This window comes from Actinoallomurus sp. NPDC050550 (genome assembly GCF_040655075.1).
Taxonomy (GTDB): domain Bacteria; phylum Actinomycetota; class Actinomycetes; order Streptosporangiales; family Streptosporangiaceae; genus Actinoallomurus.
The window spans coordinates 1-19,857 of record NZ_JBFAJC010000039.1 but is presented as its reverse complement, the minus strand read 5'-3'; the positions used below and the strand labels follow the sequence as shown (position 1 = coordinate 19,857).

Sequence of the window (19,857 nt, the reverse complement as noted above, 5' to 3'; positions counted from 1 at the left end):
GTACACGGACCCTACACCTCGCGCCGATCAGCTCACCGAGGTGCCACCCAGAGCCGCCGGCCTGCCGTTCCGCATACGACGCAAGGAGAGGCCGCCATCGAGGGCGGCGGAACGATAATCTGGTTCGCGGAACCTGGTTCGCCGATGACGAAAGCACGGACCGGTCATGATCCAGTCAGTGCAACGCGCGGCTCAGATCCTGCGCGAGCTCGCGGCGACCGGCCCGAGGCTGGGCGTGACGGAGCTCGCGGAGCGGATCGGGGTCGCCAAGCCGACCGCCCATGCGCTGCTCCGCACGCTGGAGACCGAAGGGCTGGTCGTGCAGGACCCCGAGTCCAGCAAGTACGCCCTGGGGCCCGGGCTGGTTCGACTGGGCAACGCCTATCTCGACGGTCACGAGCTGCGCACCCGGTCCATGATCTGGGCCGACGCGCTGGCGACGCGGGTGAACGAGGCGATCTGGGTCGGGGTGCTGACCGGTGATCATGTGCTGGTGGTCCACCACGTCTTCCGGCCCGAGGGAGCGGTCCAGATCCTGGAGGTCGGGGCCACGATCCCCTGGAACACGTGCGCGCTGGGCAAGGCGATCGTGGCGTTCGGGCCCGAGGCCACGGAGACGGAGCTCCTGGGCGGTGAGCTGGGCGTGCTGACCGGCGCTAGTGTGAGCGACCCTGAGGCTCTCGCCGAGCAGTTGGCGGTCGCGCGGAGCGTCGGGTACACGATCGAGGATCAGGAGTCCGCCCTGGGCGACGCCGGTGTCGCGGCACCGGTGTACGTCCGCTCCGGCGATGTCGCGGGCGCCATCGGCGTGGTCGGGCCGGTCGAACGGCTGCTGTCCGAGTCCCGGCGGGAGGAGATCGCGGTCGCGGTGCGAGAGACGGGGCGCAATCTCTCTCGGGAGCTCGGAGCCACCCGCGGCCATACCCGGCGTGCCGGCTGACCTTTGTCGTACGGTGCCAGGCCTGGACGCCGGTGAACGGCGTTCGTCAATGGTGAATCGCCTTCTGGCCTCCCGGTGGACGTCCGGTGAGGTCAGCCGATGCCGTATTCCGCGGCCCACACGGCGGCGACCTGGGTTCGGGAGGTGAAACCCATCTTGTTCAGGATGCGTCCGACATGGCCTTCGGCGGTGCGCGGGGCGATGACGAGGGTGCTGGCGATGTCCTTGTTGCTGAAGCCTCGCGCGACGAGCTCCGCGATCTCGCGTTCCCGGCGGGTGAGGGCGCCGGCGACGCCCGTTCGAGCCTGGTCCGCCGTTTCGGGCTCGGTGGGCTCTTCATCCCGGGCTCGGGCGATCGCCTGCTCGGGGGTGAGCCGTCCGCCGCGCGCGTGTGCCGCGGCGAACGCGTCCTGGCCGAGTGCTCGCCTGAGGCCGATCTCGCAGTCGGTGTGCGCACGCGCCACCGGTCCGAGTCCCGGCAGCGATGCCCCGGCCGATCGCCAGAGGGCGTCCGCGGCACCCAGCAGCTCGGCCGCGTATTCATGCCGATCTTGATCGGCGGCGATCCAGCTCAGCGCTTCGACGCAGTGCGCGAGGCCCAGGCGCTCCGCGGGGACACGCGGCGTACGCAGGGCCTGGCGGATCACGCCGGTCGCGGCCCGGGCGTCACCGCGTCGCCACAGGTCCAGACCGCTGATCCATTGCGCGTCCCGGCGGGACCATCGGGCACCGGCCGACTCGCACATCTCCTCGCATTCACGGCATAGAGCGGTGGCCCGGGCGTCGCCCATGAAGACGGCGGCCGTGGCCAGGTGCAGCAGCGTGGTCCACGAACGGCCGTGGTCGCCCGTGGCGCGGTAGTAGGCCAGCGCCCGGCTCAGGAGCGCGCAGGCGCGCGGGTAGTCCTCCTTCAGCACCGCCGCCAGACCGGTCAGCTGGACCACGCCGGCCAGCTGCGCCTGGTCGTCGAGCCGCTCGGCCAGCTCGCGGCACTCTTTCAGCAGCGGCGTCGCTGCCGGGAGGTCGCCGCGCCGCAGGCACAGCCAGGCGTCGGCCCACAACGCCCTGGCCCGTGCGGCGCTGGGAGAGGGATCTGCGGCGAGGGCCCGCTGCAGCAGGCGGTGGCCCTCGCCCAGAGAGGAGAATGACAGTGGATGGCTCCACAACGCGGCGGCCATCTCCAGGCTGGTCCGCTCCTCACCCGGCTCGTTCAGGCAGGACTCCAGCACCGCGGCCCACTCGGCCTCTTCGCCGGTCATCCGGTCGAGCCATTCGACCTGATGAGGGCCGAACCACTCGGCTCCGGCCTGCTCGGCGAGGTCCCGGTACCACTCGCGGTGCCGCCGCCGTACGGCCTGCTCCTCACCCGACTCGACCAGCCGGTCCTGCCCGTACCGGCGCAGTGCCGTCAGCAGCCGGTACCGCGTCCGGGAGCCGTCGGCCTCCCTGCCGAGGATCGACTTCTCCACCAGGCCGGCCACCGCCTCCAGGACGGCGTCGGTGAGGATGCCGTCGTCGCATATCTGTTCCGCCGTCTCCAGATCGCATGCGCCGGAGAAGACCGACAGCCGGGCCCATAGCGTCCGTTCCTCGGCCGAGCACAGGTCGTAGCTCCAATCGATCAGCCCGTGCAACGTCTTCTGGCGCGGACTCGCGACCGGAGAGTCGCTGCGGAGGAGCCGGAAGAGCTGATCCAGCCGATCGACGATCTGCTCCACCGACAGCATCCGCGTCCGCAGCGCCGCGAACTCGATCGCGAGCGGGAGGCCGTCCAGCCGATGACAGAGCCTCGTCACCGCCGCGGCATTGGCGTCGGAGACGGCGAACTCCGGCACGACCGCCGACGCCCGCTCGCTGAACAGGCGCACCGCCGCGTACCGCAGCACCGTGTCCGCCGACGCCTCATCGGTCTCCGGCACGGGAAGCGACGGCACTTCCAGGACATGCTCCCCGTTGGCGCGGAGGAGCTGCCGGCTGGTCGCCAGGATCCGCACATCGGTCGTCAGGCACAGGAGATCCCCGACCAGAACCGCGCACTCGTCGATCAGGTGCTCGCAGTTGTCCAGCACCAGCAGCATCCGTTTTCCGGCGAGATGCCGCGCCAACCCGGCCGAGTCCTCGACGTTCCGGAGGCCGAGAGTCTCCGCGACCATCCGTACGGGCGACTTCGGTGTCTCCGACGCGACCAGGTCGACGAGCCACACCCCGTCGGGGAACGCTCGCCGGGCATCAGTCGCGACGCTCAACGCCAAGCGGGTCTTGCCCACGCCGCCGACGCCGGTCAACGTCACCAGACGGCCGGCGCCCAGCAGCTGCTTCACCTCGGCGAGTTCGCGCTCGCGGCCGATGAAACTCGTCATCTCCGTCGGCAGGTTCCCCACCGGTCGGCCCGTTACGGCTGTACGCATTTCTTCTCCACGTCGGCAGATCGTCCGATCTCCTCTGGCCGGCCAGGACATATGCCCGATCGCCACCGATGAAATGGCCGCCGGCCTGCCGCCTGTGCGTCGTTGCGGGAAGCAGGAGATCATCCGCTGCCGATCTTTGCAGCGGCTCGACCGCCCCGCCGGACATCGGGGGTGGGGACGGTCGGCTGGTTGTAATGAACATCAATCTAGAACTCTGAATTCGGTTCATCAATAGCGAACGGCCTGCGGATTTCATCCGCTCTCAGCATGCGAGACAGATGCCGGACCGCTGCTCTCCGATGCTCTTACGGGGAGGTCACCGTCCGAGACGCCGACACGCCGGTCGGCTTCGGGGCTCCGAACTCGGTTCAGCATCCATGAACCGGCTTCTGATCACCGGGTCGACGAACGTCATGGTCCACAGCGGGCCGCCGCTTCGGCGGCCACTATCCTCGGTGGCCACCCGGCCATCCCGTTGCCATGACCCTTAGCCTGGTCGGTAACGATGTCACCAGACTCACCGCCCTGGACAGCGAAATGGACATCGAGACGACCTTGGCGTGGGTGCAGGGGATCACCGCGGCGATATACCGCGATGCCGACTATCTCACCCGGCTGGACGCGGCCATCGGCGACGCCGATCATGGCGTCAACATGCAACGCGGCTTCTCCGTCGTGCGAAGCACGCTCAATGGCAAAGAATTCAGCACGGTAGGGGAAATTCTCACTAAAACCGGTACCGCGTTGTCGTCGAGCGTCGGCGGTGCGGCGGGCCCGCTGTACGGGATGGCGTTCCGCGCCATCGGCAAGCAGCTCACCGAACCGAGCGTGACCGCCGAACAATTGCTCGGAGCACTGCGGGCCGGTCTGGAGGCGGTTCAGAAACTGGGTGCCGCTCGCCCCGGGGACAAGACCATGATCGATGCCTTCGGTCCGGCTGTGGAGGCGTTCGAGAAGGCCGTGCGCGGCGGAGCCGCCCTCGGCGCGTCCGCCTCCGCCGCCGCGGACGCCGCGGAAGAGGGCATGCGCGCCACCATCCCAATGATCGCCCGCAAGGGCCGTGCGTCCTACCTCGGGCCCCGCAGCCAAGGCCACCAGGACCCCGGCGCCACCTCCACCGCGCTCATCTTCCGCGCGCTCGCCGAGGCGGTGGCACCCTGACGCTCGCCCCCTGGGCGGTCACCGCTCCCGCCACCGCTGTGCCGGACGTGATTTACGCTGTTGTACGAACCGCTCGCACGAGCGAGCGTCCGCTGAATCCGCAGGTCGCGGAGCCGGGGACCCACCGCATCATCGGGGTGAATCGGCACATCGTGCCGTAGGGCAGCTTCCACGCCCGAACCCGTCAGCTAACCCGGTAAGCGGCATGGAAGCCGAAGGAGTACCCCTGTGTCCGCTCGACATCCCCCTCCGTCCGGGCTGAAGCACGCGGCGCTCAAGGCCGCGATCGCCGGTATCACCATCGTCGGTGCCGCCGTGGCCACCGAGCTCTCCGTGAGTGCGGCCCCGCACTTCCGCGTCCCCGTCTCCACGGTGGCCGACCACGATCCGGTCCCGGACCTGGACACCGTGCTCAGGCGCATGATCGTGCTGAAGGGTCACCCCGAGACGGCCTCCGCCGCCGACGTGCTGAAGGTCGCGCTCTCGCAGGTCGGCACGACGGCGGACGCCGCCGGGGGCACCAAGTTCAACCAGTGGTTCATGTCCACCTCGGCCGCCCAGACGGGCGCCCAGCGGTACGGCGGGAAGATCAGCGACTACGCCGACGCCAGTTGGTGCGACATGTTCGTCTCCTGGGTCGGCGCGCGGGCCGGCGCGCCGGGCATCGGAGTCGACGCGTTCACGCACACCCACGCCCAGTGGTTCCAGCAGCGGGGCCGGTGGGGCGCCGTCCCGAGGCCCGGCGCCGTCGTCTTCTTCTCCTTCTCGGGCGACAAAACCGTCGGCGGCATCGAACACGTCGGTCTCGTGGTCAAGGACGATCACGACGGGACGATCGAGACCATCGAGGGCAACACCGACAAGGCCGTCAAGATTCGCATCCGCCCCGTCTCCGAGGTCGTCGGGTACGGCTACCCGGACTACCTCCGATAGCTCCCTACGGGGGCGCGGCGCCATGGCGCGTGGGTGTTCCGGTCGCGTTCCCGGCGGCGGTGGTCGCGTACTCGCGGATCTACACCGGCGCGCCATCCCGGCGACGTGGCCGCCGGGGCCGCGGCGGGCGCCGCGATCGCGCTCGGGATGCGCGGTATCCGCGGTGCGATTGCCGAGCACCCTGCGCGGGACGGCCGGCTGTGGTGAGAATGGGGCCATGGGCAGGGTCGCGTACGGCGTCGCACTCATCGTCCTCACCGCCGCCACGGCATGCGGCTCCGGCGACGGGTCGAGAGCGGACCCCCGTTCACCCGCGCCGAGCGGCGCCGCCACGAGCGCGTCGGCGCCGGCGCGTACGGCGGTGTCCTGGCCGACGTACCACGGGTCGAACGACCGTGCCGGGTACGCCGCCGGATTCCCCGCCCCGCGTACGCTCGCGGACGCCTGGACGGCGCGGCTCGACGGAGCGGTGTACGGGCAGCCGGTCGTCGTCGGCGGCACGGCGTACGTCGGCACGGAGAACGACACCGTCTACGCGCTCGACCTGGCGACGGGGCGGCAGGTCTGGAAGCGGCACCTGGGCACGCCCGTGCCGCAGTCGGCGCTGCCCTGCGGGAACATCGACCCGCTCGGCATCACGGGGACGCCGGCGTACGACGCCGCGACGCGCACGGTGTTCGTCGCGGCCGAGACGACCGGCGGGCGCCACACCCTGGTGGCGCTGAACACCGCCGACGGCCGCGTGCGGTTCACCCGCGGCCTCGACGTCGCGGCCGGCCGCGAAAGTAAGGCGGAACAGCAGCGCGGCGCCCTCGCGGTCGCCGGCGGCCGGGTGTACGTGCCGTTCGGCGGGCTCGACGGCGACTGCGGGAACTACGTCGGCTACGTCGCCGCGTACCAGACCGACGGCCACGGACCGGTCGCCTCGTACGCCGTTCCGACCAGCCGGATGGGCGGCACCTGGGCGCCGTCCGGCCCGGCCATCGGCGCGTCCGGCGACGTCTACGTCGCCGTGGGGAACGGCGCGAGCGTCGGCGGGCCCTACGACGGCAGCGACTCGGTGCTGCGGCTGTCACCCGACCTGTCCCGCCGCTTGTCGTACTTCGCGCCGAAGAGCTGGGGCGAGGAGAACAGCGAGGACCAGGATCTCGGCTCGACGGGCCCCCTCCTGCTCCCGGGAGAGCGGGTGCTCATCGCCGGCAAGACGGGCGACATCTACCTGCTCGACGCGCGCGACCTCGGGGGAATCGGCGGCCAGCACGCCTCCCTGCCCGGCTGCGTCTCCTTCGGCGGGATGGCCCGGTCCGGGTCCTCGGCGTTCCTGCCCTGTGAGAACGGCCTGCAGCGCGTCGACGTCTCCTCCGGCGGCGACCTGCGCCGGGTCTGGACCGCGCGAGCCGCCGTCAAGGGATCGCCGGTCGTCGGCGGCGGCGCGGTATGGACCCTCGACACCGAAGCAGGCGTGCTGCACGCCCTGTCCCAGTCCGACGGGAGCTCCATCGCCTCCCGGCGCGTCGGCACGGTGACCCGCTTCGCCTCCCCGACCCTCGCCGGGTCGCTCGTCCTCGTCCCCACGATGCAGGGGGTCACCGCCGTCGGCGTCCGCTGACACGGGCGACGGCCAAGCGGCGTGGGCCGGCGCCGGCCGTGTGAACCGACGTGAGCCGACTCGCCATCAGGGTCCGCTGACGCGGGCCGATGCGCTATCCGCGCCCGACGGGCCGCCCCGGGCACTCACGCGAGCCGACGGGGTGCGCCGGCGCCGGTCGGCGGGCGTGTTCAGCCCCGGCGGCGGCCGAGGAGCCGCTCGATCTCCCGCCTGTCGCGCTTGGTGGGCCGCCCCGCACCGCGCTCGCGCCGTGCGATCGGAAGCAGGGCCGCACGCGGGGGCGGCGGCGGGCTGTGGTCGGTGTAACACTCGACGGCGACGGGAGCGCCGACCCGCTTGCGTACGACGCGCCGCACCTCGACGATCCGCTCCCGTCCGGCGAGGCGGACACGCACGCGGTCACCGGGCCGTACGGCGGCGGCCGGCTTGACGCGCTCGTCGTTGACCCGGACATGCCCGGCCCGGCAGGCGGCCGTGGCCAGCGAGCGGGTCTTCACCAGCCGTACCGACCAGATCCACACATCGACCCGTACGGTCTCCTGATCCGCCGCCATGGGACAGACCCTACCCGGGTCGGCGGGAGCGGTGCCGAAACGGTCGTTTCGACACCGCGCTAACCGGGCATCATGCATTACTTGCCGTCGACCCGGGTAGTCAGGCGGACATGCGCACCGCCATTTTGGACGTCGGGTCCAATGCTGCCCATCTGAGCGTCGTCGACCTGGTCGCGGGCGGTCCGATCCGGACGGTCGCGTCCGTCAAGGAACCGACCCGGCTGGCCGGGGCCATCACGGCCGGTGGCCGGATCGGCCACGCGGCGGTCGATCGGGTGGTGGGATCGGTGGGCGCGATGGCACACGAGGCCGCGCGCGTCGGCGCCGTCGAGTTGATCCCCTTCGTGACGTCCGCGATCCGCGACGCCGCCAACCGGGAGGAGATCCTCGGACGCGTCGCCGCCGAGACGGGCGTCAAGCTGGGGTTCCTGGCCGGTCAGGACGAGGCGCGGCTGACATTCGTGGCCGTACGCGCGTGGTACGGATGGTCGGTCGGGCCGATCGTGCTGGCGGACATCGGCGGCGGCTCCATTGAGATCGCCACCGGGGACGGCGCCGAGGCGGACACCGCGCTGTCGATGCCGCTGGGCGCCGGCCGGCTCACGCGGGACCATCTGCCCTGCGATCCTCCGCGCGGTAAGCAGGTCGGGCGGCTCCGGGCGCACGTCGCGGACCGGCTGGCCGCCTACGGCGTCGACCGGCTGACCGAGGGGTCGTCCGGCCATCACGCGGTCGCCACCTCGAAGATCTTCAGTCAGCTCGCCAAGCTCTCCGGCGGGGCGAAGGCGGACGGCCGCCAGGTGCTGGAGCGGGCGGCGCTTCGCTGCCGGATCCCCCGCCTGGCCAGGCTGACGAGCGAAGAATGTGCCCGGCTCCGGGGCGTCTCGCGGTCCCGCGCCCGTCACATCCTCGCCGGTGCCGTCGTCGCCGACGAGATCATGAGCGCGCTCGGCCTGAGCCGTCTGGAGGTCTGTCCCTGGGCGTTGCGCGAGGGCATCGCGCTGCGCAGGCTGCGTCGGCTCGAGGCCGGGTTCGATCGGACGGACGACATCGCGCATCTCGTACGGCCAGTCTGCGCCGACCGGCCGCGCCTGCGCTTTGTCGAGGACACCGGTGCCTGCCAGGCGATCTGACCGACCACGGCCGGTACGGCCCGCCGCGTGACCGACCCGGACGGGCCGATCCGTCGACCTCGACCATCGGCAGCCGCCGACGCGCGTCCCGGCCGGCACCGGGAGGCCGCCGTACTCCCGGCGGTGAACAGGACGAGGGCCCCGCCGGGACGTCGCCCGGCAGGGCCCTCGATGTGTGTACCGGTGTGCGGGTCGCCTCTCGGCGAAAGGCACAACGCGGCTCCAGCCGAACGGTAATCCGCGAAGGCGATAGATGAGGCCCGGGGACACCAGGCACACCGGCCACGAGAGGTGTAACCGTTCCCTCGATGCTGTTTGTTCCCGTCGGCTCCCACGAATTTCGCCGGGCGGTCCCGCCGGGGATGCCGGCTCGGCCGGCCGCTCACAGGGCGATGACCGCCCCTCGGACGCCCCGTCGAGCGGCATGAGCCACGCGGCTGACCCTCGGAACCCGCGCACGGCCCCGCCCGGGCTCAAAGCACGCGCGGGGTCCACGCGTCAGGGCAGGTCGGTGCGCGGAGTGGCGAACACCATCCGGCCGCAGGTCTGGGACTGCGCGGTGCACTCGGTGCTCGACCATTCGGTCTGTCCCCAGACCAGGCCGGTGGCGTAGTCGTACGTCAGTCCCTCGGGATGCCAGGCCCAGCACTGGTGGGCCGTGCTGCCGGACAGACTGCACGAGGCGGCGCCGCCGCCCGACGTCGTCTGGCGCCAGATTCCGCCGCGGGCGTCCAGCCAGCTGTGCGAGACGTACCAGACCCCGCCGTAGGACAGGACTCCCTGGACGTCGCCGACGTAGCTCCGGTAGGAATCGGTGACCGGGACGGTCCCCGATGTGGCGCTGAGCAGGTAGCCGCTGCCGAGGGGATATCGCAGCAGGCGTCCGTGCAGGTTCGGGGTGTCATGGCCGAAGTACTCTCCGGCGACCAGCGTGTCGGGGCTCGTGCTGCGGTCGAGGGAGATCGAGGAGAGGCAGGCCGTGGTGGTGTCGTTCGTGAAGGCACGGGTGCCGTTGCCGACCCAGTCGGCCGCGCTGTTCCCGGCGGTGCCGTCGCCGTCGTTGTCGGCGACGGTGTACGACGGGTAGGTGCCGTCGGCGAACATCGTGCAGGTGCCGCCGGAGTAGGTGTAGTAGCCGATCTGCGGCATCACGTACTGGTAGCCGTAGGCGGCATAGCCGCTGCTCGTCTTGCCGATCGCGGACGATGAGTCGGTGGCCCGCAGGATGTTCGCCATGCTGAAGACGCGGATGGCGGTCGAGGTGTTGCCGACGCCGGTGACGAACAGCTTGTCGCCGTACCAGACCATGCCGCCGACGTGCGCCTTGGCGGCCGTGAAGTCGGTGCCGGTCGCGTTGGGCACCACGAGGTAGATCCATCGATAGGCGGGCGCGGCCGAGTTCGTGTAATCGACGAACGCCACGCGGGCGTCGTTGTAGCGGCCGGAGATCAGGCTCTGCCAGCCCGAGAGGATCACCTTGTACGCGCCCCAGGCGCCGTCGTCATCGGCGTCGCCCGAGGTGGTGATGCCCTGGGGGTGCCAGCCGTCGGTGGTGTCGTCGCCGTCGTCCCAGCACAGGGCGGTGGTCGCCGCCGGGGCGACCGGGCGAGCGGCCGACTCGGCGGCGGAGCAGTTCGCGGAGGTGAGCGGATGGTTGACGCTCGCCATCACCGCGGCGAACGTCGTCTCGGTCCCCATGGTGGTCTTCAGCGCGTCGGCGGCGCTCGAGGTGTCGTGCCAGACGAGTGACTGGCGTTGGCCGCTCAGCGCGGTGAGCGGACTGGCGTAGGAGGTGCCGTCGGTCGCGCCGTCGTCAGGCGAGGCCAGAGCCGATCTCATCGGAAGGAGCCCGGTCAGCGCGACGAGCAGGACGGCCAGGGTGCGAGCGATCACATCCTCATCAGATCATGTGATCTTCTAACTATCATCAGTGGTTTTACGCAATATCTTGCTCGAATGATTGTTAACTAATCATTGGCGAGCGTTAGATCGCGGGTCTGCGCTCCGGATCCGTCGCTGCGGACTTCTTCGGGCAACAGCAGGAGCGCCACCGCGGGCAGGCCGGCGACGAGGGACATCCCGATCGCCGCCGTGGTGATGTCCCCCTGCCTCAGCAGCGGCGTCACCAGCGCCGCGCCGATCGGCGGCGTGGCCTGCATCAGCGTCCGGAGCGTGCCGAACACCCGGCCGCGCATCCGCGCGGGCACGCGCTCCATCCGCAGCGACTGCGCCCACACGGTCATCGGCACGCCGCACAGCCCGACCAGCAGGAAGCCGGCCGCCACCGTGACCCGGTCGGGTACGGCGAGCACGGCGAGGAATCCGGTGGCCGCGGCGATCTGGGCCACCGCGATGGCCTTCACCCGGTCACGCCCCGGCCGCCAGGCCCCGGCGAGGACGCCGCCGAGGAGTTCGCCGGCCGACAGCGCCGCCAGCAGAAGCGCGAGCATGCCCGCCCCGCCCGGCAGCCGGTCCTTGGCCAGCCACGGTCCGGTCACCAGGACCAGAGCCCCTTCGGCCACGTTGAACGCCATGAACGCGAGCGTGGTGACGACCAGCACCCGGTCCCGTACCGGCCAGGTCAGGCTCTGACGACGTGTCGGCTTTGTCGCCGCCTGGGCGTCGACGGGGTCCCGGTACGGTCGCAACGGACGCCGGACCGTGCGCGCCGCGACGGCGAACAGCAGGTACGACGCCGCGTCCAGGGCCAGAACGTTCGGGGCGCCCATCGCCGCGACCAGGGTTCCGGCGAGCGCGTATCCGACGATGCCGGAGACGGCGTACCCGACCGACTCGAGCGCGTTCGCGGCGTCGAGCCCGGCCGCGTCGACCAGGTCGGGGATGGCGGCGGGCACGCCGGCCATGGGCACCATCTTCAGCAGGCCGTACACGGCCGCCACCGCGAACGGCAGCCAGGACGGCATCCGCCCGGCAGCGGCCGTGATCGGCACCGATGCCACGACGACGCCCCGGATCACGCTGTCGGCGGCCAGCACCGTGCGCTTGTCGAAGCGGTCGAGGACCGGGCCCGCCACCAGGCCGCCCACGAAGACCGGGGCCGTGGCGCACACCGCGAGCAGCCCGAGCAGCCCGGTGCCGTACCGGTCGAGCACCAGCCAGGACAGGGCGACCAGGGTCATCCCGTCGCCGACGGTCGACAGGGACGCCCCGAGCCATAGTCTGCGGAAGTCCCGCCCGGCCAGAACGGCCGCGTAGTCACGCACGTACATCCTCCCGATCGCCAGTCCGTGATCGCGTGTGCCGGAGACTCCCGGCTTCCTCCTACGACCCGGCGCTAAGCCGGCCTCCGACCGACCTCTGCCCCGCCGAGGCGACCGCCCAGAGGTGCTGGACGGCGTAGGACCGCCACGGGCGCCAGCGCGCAGCGGCCTCCTCTGCTCCGGTCCCCGGCGCTCCGAGCAGATCGAGGGCACGGCGGACGTGCGGATCGGCGGGAGGCAGAACGTCGGGGTCGCCAAGGCCGCGCGCCCGGATGTGGGCGGCCGTCCACGGATCGATGCCCGGGACCGCCCGGAGCAGGCGTTCGGTCTCCTCGCGGTCCGCGCCCGGGTCGAGGACGATCGCGCCTGCGGCCAGGCGCTCCGCCAGCCGCGCCACGACGCGGCCGAGGCGGTCCGGCAGCGCCAGACCGGCCGGGCCCGCCTCGGCGAGCGCGTCCGGGCTGGGGAAGACATGGGTCACGGCGCCCACCGGCGTGGGCAGGGGATGCCCGACCCGCCGGACCAGGCGTGCGGCGAGATCCCGGGTCGCCGCCACTCCGGCGTGCCGTTCGAGGACGGCGCGTACGGCGAGTTCGGCGGCGTCGGTGTGGCCCGGCACGCGCCGGCCGGGTGCGGCGGCGACCAGCGGAGCCAGCAGCGGATCCGCACCGAGGACGTCCGCCACCTCCCACGGGTCGGTGTCCAGGTCCAGGAGCCGGCGGCAGCGCGTGACCGCGGCGGACAGGTCCCGGAGGTCCTCCAGGCGCAGTTCGCAGCGCACGTGAAGCCCGTCGCCGCCGTCGCGCACGGTGACGACGCCGGCGCCCCGGGGAAGGCCGAGCGACCTGCGAAAGAAGCCGTCACCCGCCTCCTCCACCCCGGGTACGGCCCGCTCGGCCAGCAGGCCGAACATCTCGGCGAGGTCCAGCGGCGAGCGGTAGGCCAGGCGGAGGTCGATCGCGCCCGGGACGGGCGCCCCTCCTCCGGCGGCCCGCGCGGTCCGCAGACCCGTCGGGGTCGTCCCGTACGCCTGCCGGACCACATGGTTGAACTGCCGGATGCCGCCGAACCCGGCGGCGAACGCCACGTCGCTGACCGGCAGGTCCGTGCGTTCGAGAAGGAGCCGCGCCGTCTGCGCCCGCTGCGCCCGGGCGAGTGCCTGCGGTCCCGCGCCGACCTCGGCGACGAGCAGGCGATGCAGCTGGCGTTCGCTGTAGCCGAGCCGTGCGGCGAGCCCTGAGACCCCCTCCCGGTCGACCAGACCATCGGCGATCAGCCGCATGGCCCGGCCCGCCAGGTCGGCGCGGACGTTCCACTCCGGGGAGCCGGGAGCGGCATCCGGCCGGCAGCGCTTGCACGCGCGGAAGCCCGCCTGCTGCGCGGCGACCGCCGAGGGATAGAACCAGACGTTCTCCCGCTTCGGCATCACCGCGGGGCAGCTCGGCCGGCAGTAGACCCCGGTCGTCACCACGGCCACGAAGATCCGGCCGTCGAATCGGCGGTCCCGGCTGTGGAGCAGCGCGTACGCCTCCTCCTCGTCGATCACGCCGTCAACTCTGCCGACCGCCGACCCGGACCGCCAGCGACGATCGGACGTCGACATCCGGGCCCGACGTCGGTCAAAGGCGATCCGTGGCCGATCGTGACCGGCGACTCGTCAGCGAGTACGGCAGACGCTGATCGATCACCGCAGGCTCGCTCGGCCCGGGCGTCACGTCGTCATGACGGCGGGCGCGGGCGGGCGAAGACCCGCGAACAGGTCGTCCTCGGGGAGCGGGACCTCGACCAGGGAGCGGGCGAGGTGGTAGTCCTCGGTCGGCCACACCTCGCGTTCGAGGTCGCGGGGATGGGCGAAGAACGGGCCGTCCGGGTCGCTCTGCGTGGCGTGCGCGAGCAGTGCCCGGTCTCGTACGGCGAAATAGTCGGCGCAGGTCACGCGGGTGGTGATCTCCAACTTCGGCGCGGTGTCCGGCCACTCGTCCAGGACCGCTCCCATCGCCGAGGCGGTCCCTCGTGTGGTCATCGCGTCATGCAGCGTCTGGAACCACTCGCGGGAGAAGGCCGCCTGGTAGTACAGCTTTCGCGGCTGCCAGGGTGCACCCTCCCGGGGGTACCGGTCCGGGTCACCGGCCGCGTCGAACGCCGCCACGGTCACCTCGTGCGTCTTGATGTGATCGGGGTGCGGGTAGCCGCCGGTCTCGTCGTACGTGATGACCACGTGCGGCCGGAACTCCCGGATGAGGCGGACGAGCGGGCGTGCGGCGTCCTCGGTCGGCTGCCGGGCGAAGCAGCCGTCGGGCAGGGGCTCGCCGTCCGCCGGCAGGCCGGAGTCGACGAAGCCGAGGAACCGCTGGCGCACGCCGAGCACCTTCCGCGCGGCGGCCATCTCGGCGCGCCGCAGCTCGGCGATGTTCCGCCGGACCTCGGGCCGGTCCAGCCGGGGGTTGAGCACGTCGCCGCGCTCCCCGCCGGTGCAGGTGGCGACGAGGACGTCGACGCCTTCGGCTGCGTAGCGGGCGAGCGTCGCGGCGCCCTTGCTGGACTCGTCGTCGGGGTGGGCGTGCACGGTCAGCAGCCGAGGCGTCTCGTCCGGAGTGATGCGCAGGTTCACCTGTCTCCTCGAAGGTCGGCGGGCCCGCATCCGGTGCGGGCCCGCGGTCAGGGGGCGCGGCCGTCGGCCGCCGGGTTCATCGGGTGACGCGCAGGTTCATGTGCTCCCCTCTCTCAGCGTCGGGTCAGCAGCGCTCATCGGGTGATGCGCAGGTTCATGGCGCTCCTCTCGTGGCGTCCGGTCATGGCGTGCGGCGCTCATCGGGTGACGCGGAGGTTCACGTGCGCTCCTCTCTGCTGGCAGGGGTACGGGGCTTGGCGGAGAAGAACAGGGCGGGGATGATCGACAGCGCCGTCAGGCCGAGGGCCCAGGCGAAGGTGTCGCCGTACGCCGCTGCGGGGTTCGCCGGGTGATGGCCGAGCCGGCTCTGCAGGATGAGGGCGAAGACGGCCGTGCCGATCGAGCCGCCGACGCGGTTGACGACGTTGAGTGCGCCGGCCGCGCGGGGCGCTTCGTGCCGTTCGACGCTGCCGTACACCGCCGCCATCCCCGGCGCCATGATCGTGCCGATACCGACTCCGCGGACGAGCAGCGACAGGATGAGCAGCGGGCCTGCGGGGTCGGTCCCGAGCCGGGTGAACACCACGGTGCCGGTGAGGGCAAGGCCGATTCCGGCGAGGACGACGCCGCGGGCGCCGATCCGGTCGGACAGCCGCCCGGCGAAGAACGACGCCAGAGCGGTGCCGAGGGCCTGCGGGGCCAGGAAGAACCCGGCCTCGATCGCGCTCGCGTGCCGGGCCTGCTGGTCGTAGAGCGGCAGGAGGAGCATCGAGCTGTACAGGGACGCGCCGAGCAGGAAGGAGTTCGACGTGGCGGCGGCGAAGCCGCGCCGCGCGAACAGCCGCAGGTCGACGAGTGGGGTGACCCGGCGGCGCAGGGCGTGTGCCCCGTACGCCGTCAGCAGCGCCGCCGCGCCGGTGAGAGCGGCGACGACGCGTCCGGTGCCGAAGCCGCCGGCGCCGCCGGCCGCCGCGAACCCGTAGACGAGGGCGGCCAGCCCTGGTGAGAGCAGGGCCAGGCCCAGCACGTCCAACGGCGCGCGGGTGGCGGTGTGCGGGGTGTCCTTCGGCAGGACGCGTGACGCCAGCAGCAGTGCGATCGCGCCGATCGGCAGGTTGACGTAGAACATCCAGCGCCAGTCGAGGTCGGCGACGATGAGGCCGCCGAGCACGGGCCCGATGACCGGCGCGAAGGACACCGGGATGATCAGGATGCTCATCACCCGGCCGATCCGGGACGGACCGGCCGCCTGAGCCATGATCGACTGTCCGATCGGCTGCATCATGCCTCCGCCGATGCCCTGGAGGACCCGGAAGGCGATCAGCGCCGACGTCGACCAGGCTAGGCCGCACAGCGCCGAGCCGGCGACGAAGAGCCCCACGGAGATCATCCACATCCTCGTGCCACCGAAGCGGTCGGTCATCCAGCCCGAGAGCGGCATCACCATGGAGATGGCCAGCAGGTATCCCGTGGACACCCACTGGACGGCCGAGAGCCCGCCGTGCAGGTCACGGGCGATCGCGTCGATGCCGACGTTCACGATCGTCGCGTCGAGCCCGGCGAGGATCGCCCCGAGGATCAGGACCGCACCCATGCGCAGCAGCGCCGGGTCGAGCGGCTCCGGGCGGGCGGCGCGAGCCTCCGCCGCCACCGTCGTCTTCGTGCCGTTCACCGGCGCGCGCTGGATCAGCATGCATCCCCTCCAAGAGCAATTCACTATGTCGGACCTAACGTTAGGCGCGACCGATGAATAGGTCAAACCTAAAATTAGGTCGGACACACTCAATCGCCTAGGATTGGCTCATGGGCGCTGACACGCTGGGCCTGCGGGAGCTGAAGAAGAGACGGACCCGCCAGGAGATCTCGAACGTCGCGACGCGGATGTTCATCGAGCGAGGCTTCGACGAGGTGACGATCGCGGAGGTCGCGGAGGCCGCCGGCGTGGCGAAGATGACCGTGACGAACCACTTCCCGCGCAAGGAGGACCTCGTCCTCGACCTGCACGAGGAGATCGTCGCCGCCCCGGCCCGTACGGTCGCCGAACGGGCCGCAGGCCAGTCCGCCCTCGCCGCACTGCGCGAGGACTACTTCGCGGGCCTGGCGCGACACGACGCGATGATCGGCTTCTCCGGCCCGGAGTTCGCCCGCATGATCACGGGAAGTCCCGCACTGCGCGCCCGGCTGCGCGAGCTCCAGGAACAGCGCGAGGACGCCCTCACCGAGACGCTCGCCGCCGAGACCGGCGCAGCGCCGGACGACATCATGCCCCGGGCGGCGGCCGCACAGCTGACCGCCGTCCACCGGGTGCTGTTCCAGGACGTGCTCCGCCGCACGCTGGCGCGTGAGGACGACGAGACGATCGCCGCCGCGCTGGGCGATGCCGCCCGGCGGGCGTTCGGCCTCCTCGAGCCGGCACTGGGCGGCTACGCCGTGCGCTGACGCCGGAGATGCCCCAGGGGCAGCGGGTCGCCGTCCGCTCGCCCTTGAGCATGCTCCGGATGAGTTCCGACCGTCGGCGGACCTCGGATGACAGATCCGATCTCCTAGCCTGCCACGGCAATGAACTCATGCGCCGAGCCACGAAAACGCCCAAGTTGGGGCCGATGGCGGCCAGTAAGGATCCTTGACCAACTCCTGAATAGATCCTATGTTTTGGCCAGCCTCCGGACCTTCCGGCCCACGGCGAAGGAGTCTCCCGCATGCCCCGCCGCCGCCTGTCGGCCGCCCTCCTCGGGCTGGCCCTCCTCACCGGATCCACCGCCCTGGCGATCACCGAATCCGTGGCCACCCCCGCCCACGCGCTGGACGACGGGCTGGCCCGGACCCCGCCGATGGGCTTCAACGACTGGAACGCGTTCGGCTGCAACGTCGACGAGAAGCTCATCACGGACACCGCCGACTACTTCGTCAGCTCCGGCCTCAAGGACGCCGGCTACACGTACGTCAACATCGACGACTGCTGGGCCGCCCACGACCGCGACCCGCAGACCGGGCGTCTCGTGCCGAACCCGCAGACCTTCCCGCACGGCATCAAGTGGGTCGCCGACTACGTCCACGCCAAGGGCCTGAAGCTCGGCATCTACACCAGCGCCGGGACGCAGACCTGCGCCAAGACCATGCCGGGTGCCCTGGACCACGAGGAGGTCGACGCGCAGACGTTCGCCGACTGGGGCGTGGACTACCTCAAGTACGACAACTGCAACAACGAGGATCGGCCGGCGCTCGAGCGGTACACGAAGATGCGCGACGCGCTGAAGAAGACCGGCCGGCCGATCGTGTTCAGCATCTGCGAGTGGGGCCAGAACAAGCCCTGGGAGTGGGGCAAGGACGTCGGCCATCTGTGGCGCACGACCGGCGACATCAGCGACAGCTGGCCCTCCCTGCTGAGCATCTTCAAGCAGAACCTTCCGCTCGCGCCGTACGCCGGTCCGGGGCACTGGAACGACCCGGACATGCTGGAGGTGGGCAACGGCGGGATGACCGCCCGGGAGTACCGCTCGCACTTCAGCCTCTGGTCGATCATGGCCGCCCCGCTCCTCATCGGCACCGACCTGCGCAAGGCCACCCCGGAGACGCTGAGCATCCTCACGAACAAGGACGTCATCGCCGTCGACCAGGACCCGCTCGGCACGCAGGGCACGGTCCTGTCCGGCGACAACGGGCACTGGGTCCTCGCCAAGCCGCTGAAGAACGGCGACGTCGCCGTCACGCTGTTCAACGAGACCGACACGACGGCGACCTTCGGCACGACGGCGAGCGCCCTCGGCCTGCCGAAGCGGACCGCGTACGTCCTGCGCGACCTGTGGACGCACAAGGACGCCGAGACCGCCGGGGCCGTCTCCGGGGTCGTGCCGGCGCACGGCACCGTGATGTACCGCGTCCGGCGGGACTCCCGGGCCTGGGCGTTCCAGCCGCCCGCGGCCGCCTTCGGGCTGGACCTGCCCTCCGCGGTCTCCGGCATCCCCGGCACCATCACCCCAGCCGGGCGCGCCTTCACCGCGGACGTCACGACCACCAACCTCGGCCGCGCGCCGATGCTGAACGCCCGGCCCTCCCTCGGCCTGCCCGCCGGCTGGAAGGCCGAGCCGGTCGGCCGTACCGGCGCCGCGATCCTGCGCACCGGCGCGACGCTGAAGAGCCGCTGGCGCGTGACGCCGCCGACGTCGGAACCGCCGGGCGCCCGGTCGCTCACCGCGCGCCTGTCGTACGGCCTGCCGGGGACGCGGCTGTCACTGGCGGAGGACCTGGTCGTGCCCAAGCCGGTGCCCGGCGGGACGACCGACCTGGGCGCGGACGACTGGGCCACGGCCCACAACGGGTACGGGCCGGTCGAGCACAACATGTCCAACGGAGGCGCCAAGCCCGGCGACGGCAAGCCGCTCACGATCAACGGCACGGTGTACGCCAAGGGCCTGGGCACGCACGCACCGGCCGAGATCGTGTACTACCTGAACGGCCGGTGCACCTCCCTCACCGCCGACGTGGGGGTGGACGACGAGCGCGATCCCCGGCCGGTGGCGGGTCAGAGCACCGTGACGTTCGAGATCTGGGCCGACGGCACGAAGGTCGCCGACAGCGGGCTGCGGACCTGGCAGGACGGCGCCGTCCACCTGTCCGGCGGGCTGACCGGCGCGTCGTACCTGCGGATCGTCACGACCATCGGCGGCGACACCAACAGCTACGACCGTGGTGACTGGGCGATCCCCGTGCTCACCTGCGGAAGCTGACATGAGCGACAAAACGACGCCCGGGGACGGCGGGCTGTCGCGGCGGCGGTTCTTCGGCACGACGGCGGCGGCGTCGGCCGGGGCGGTGCTGACCTCGGCCCCGGTCCCCGGCCCGGCCACTCCGGCCGCCGAGGACGGCGCCGTCGACGTCGCGGTCACGGTGAACGGCAAGGCCGAGAAGCTCCACGTCGACCCCCGCGTGACGCTCCTGGACGCGCTGCGCGAGCGGCTCGGCCTGACCGGCACGAAGAAGGGCTGCGACCGGGGGCAGTGCGGGGCGTGCACGGTGCACGTCGACGGCCGCCGCGTCCTGTCCTGCCTCACCCTGGCAGCGACGGCCGACGGCCGGAAGGTCACCACGATCGAGGGCCTGGCGCACGGCGACGGCCTGCACCCGGTGCAGCGGGCGTTCGTCGAGTGCGACGGGTTCCAGTGCGGGTTCTGCACGTCCGGCCAGATCATGTCGGCGGTCGCCCTCCTGAAGGAGACGCCGACGTCGACAAGTTCCACGCGGGTGTCTCGGCCATCTCCGAGCTGCTCTCCCAGCACTCGGACGTGCC

15 protein-coding genes and 1 riboswitch are annotated in these 19,857 nt (G+C 71.7%); of the genes, 8 read left to right on the top strand and 7 right to left on the bottom strand.

Annotated elements, in window-relative coordinates; genetic code table 11:
- Nucleotides 1-166: 166 nt before the first annotated feature.
- Nucleotides 167-940: an IclR family transcriptional regulator gene (locus AB0I04_RS38105; RefSeq protein ID WP_360896231.1), complete on the top strand. Its 774-nt coding sequence runs from the start codon at nucleotides 167-169 to the stop codon at nucleotides 938-940.
- Between the two features lie 92 nt (nucleotides 941-1,032).
- Here the strand turns inward: AB0I04_RS38105 and AB0I04_RS38100 are convergent, their stop codons facing one another.
- On the bottom strand, nucleotides 1,033-3,300 hold the full coding sequence (locus tag AB0I04_RS38100) for a LuxR C-terminal-related transcriptional regulator (protein ID WP_360896228.1): 2,268 nt from the start codon (nucleotides 3,298-3,300) through the stop codon (nucleotides 1,033-1,035).
- 528 nt (nucleotides 3,301-3,828) lie between these two features.
- Here AB0I04_RS38100 and dhaL point away from each other — a divergent pair.
- The 3 genes from dhaL (at nucleotide 3,829) to AB0I04_RS38085 (ending at nucleotide 7,051) form a co-directional block, all read left to right on the top strand.
- Entirely contained in the window at nucleotides 3,829-4,509 is a 681-nt protein-coding gene (gene dhaL, locus AB0I04_RS38095) for a dihydroxyacetone kinase subunit DhaL (RefSeq protein ID WP_360896225.1), read from the top strand.
- Nucleotides 4,510-4,589: 80 nt separating this feature from the next.
- A riboswitch (cyclic di-AMP (ydaO/yuaA leader) is annotated at nucleotides 4,590-4,726 on the top strand.
- Between the two features lie 11 nt (nucleotides 4,727-4,737).
- On the top strand, nucleotides 4,738-5,442 hold the full coding sequence (locus AB0I04_RS38090; RefSeq protein ID WP_360896222.1) for a CHAP domain-containing protein: 705 nt from the start codon (nucleotides 4,738-4,740) through the stop codon (nucleotides 5,440-5,442).
- A 217-nt stretch (nucleotides 5,443-5,659) separates the two neighbouring features.
- A complete protein-coding gene (locus AB0I04_RS38085) occupies nucleotides 5,660-7,051 on the top strand; it encodes a PQQ-binding-like beta-propeller repeat protein (protein WP_360896219.1) in 1,392 nt (463 codons plus the stop codon).
- A gap of 170 nt (nucleotides 7,052-7,221) precedes the next feature.
- On the opposite strand, the gene AB0I04_RS38080 is transcribed toward AB0I04_RS38085, so the two are convergent.
- Nucleotides 7,222-7,605 carry a S4 domain-containing protein gene (locus AB0I04_RS38080; protein WP_360896216.1) on the bottom strand — a complete coding sequence of 128 codons (384 nt, stop codon included), beginning with the start codon at nucleotides 7,603-7,605 and terminating at the stop codon, nucleotides 7,222-7,224.
- Between the two features lie 110 nt (nucleotides 7,606-7,715).
- On the opposite strand from AB0I04_RS38080, the gene AB0I04_RS38075 reads away from it, so the two are divergent.
- Nucleotides 7,716-8,738: a hypothetical protein gene (locus AB0I04_RS38075; RefSeq protein WP_360896213.1), complete on the top strand. Its 1,023-nt coding sequence runs from the start codon at nucleotides 7,716-7,718 to the stop codon at nucleotides 8,736-8,738.
- Nucleotides 8,739-9,236: 498 nt separating this feature from the next.
- Here the strand turns inward: AB0I04_RS38075 and AB0I04_RS38070 are convergent, their stop codons facing one another.
- The 5 genes from AB0I04_RS38070 to AB0I04_RS38050 all read right to left on the bottom strand — a co-directional run bounded on the left by AB0I04_RS38070 (nucleotide 9,237) and on the right by AB0I04_RS38050 (nucleotide 16,263).
- Nucleotides 9,237-10,631, bottom strand: a complete 1,395-nt coding sequence (locus AB0I04_RS38070; protein ID WP_360896210.1) for a hypothetical protein — start codon at nucleotides 10,629-10,631, stop codon at nucleotides 9,237-9,239.
- A gap of 74 nt (nucleotides 10,632-10,705) precedes the next feature.
- Entirely contained in the window at nucleotides 10,706-11,962 is a 1,257-nt protein-coding gene (locus AB0I04_RS38065; RefSeq protein WP_360896207.1) for an MFS transporter, read from the bottom strand.
- Between the two features lie 58 nt (nucleotides 11,963-12,020).
- Entirely contained in the window at nucleotides 12,021-13,505 is a 1,485-nt protein-coding gene (locus AB0I04_RS38060; protein WP_360896204.1) for an AlkA N-terminal domain-containing protein, read from the bottom strand.
- Between the two features lie 165 nt (nucleotides 13,506-13,670).
- Nucleotides 13,671-14,570 carry a mycothiol conjugate amidase Mca gene (gene mca / locus AB0I04_RS38055; RefSeq protein WP_360896201.1) on the bottom strand — a complete coding sequence of 300 codons (900 nt, stop codon included), beginning with the start codon at nucleotides 14,568-14,570 and terminating at the stop codon, nucleotides 13,671-13,673.
- Between the two features lie 217 nt (nucleotides 14,571-14,787).
- Nucleotides 14,788-16,263, bottom strand: coding sequence for an MDR family MFS transporter (locus AB0I04_RS38050; RefSeq protein WP_360896198.1), 1,476 nt, complete (start codon nucleotides 16,261-16,263; stop codon nucleotides 14,788-14,790).
- A 110-nt stretch (nucleotides 16,264-16,373) separates the two neighbouring features.
- Between AB0I04_RS38050 and AB0I04_RS38045 the strand changes: the two genes are divergently transcribed.
- The 3 genes from AB0I04_RS38045 to AB0I04_RS38035 all read left to right on the top strand — a co-directional run.
- Complete coding sequence (locus AB0I04_RS38045; RefSeq protein ID WP_360896195.1) at nucleotides 16,374-17,009, top strand: TetR/AcrR family transcriptional regulator; 636 nt, start codon at nucleotides 16,374-16,376, stop codon at nucleotides 17,007-17,009.
- A gap of 260 nt (nucleotides 17,010-17,269) precedes the next feature.
- Nucleotides 17,270-19,297 carry an NPCBM/NEW2 domain-containing protein gene (locus AB0I04_RS38040; protein ID WP_360896192.1) on the top strand — a complete coding sequence of 676 codons (2,028 nt, stop codon included), beginning with the start codon at nucleotides 17,270-17,272 and terminating at the stop codon, nucleotides 19,295-19,297.
- A 1-nt stretch (nucleotide 19,298) separates the two neighbouring features.
- A partial coding sequence (locus tag AB0I04_RS38035; protein WP_360896189.1) for a (2Fe-2S)-binding protein occupies nucleotides 19,299-19,857 on the top strand: 559 nt, incomplete at its 3' end.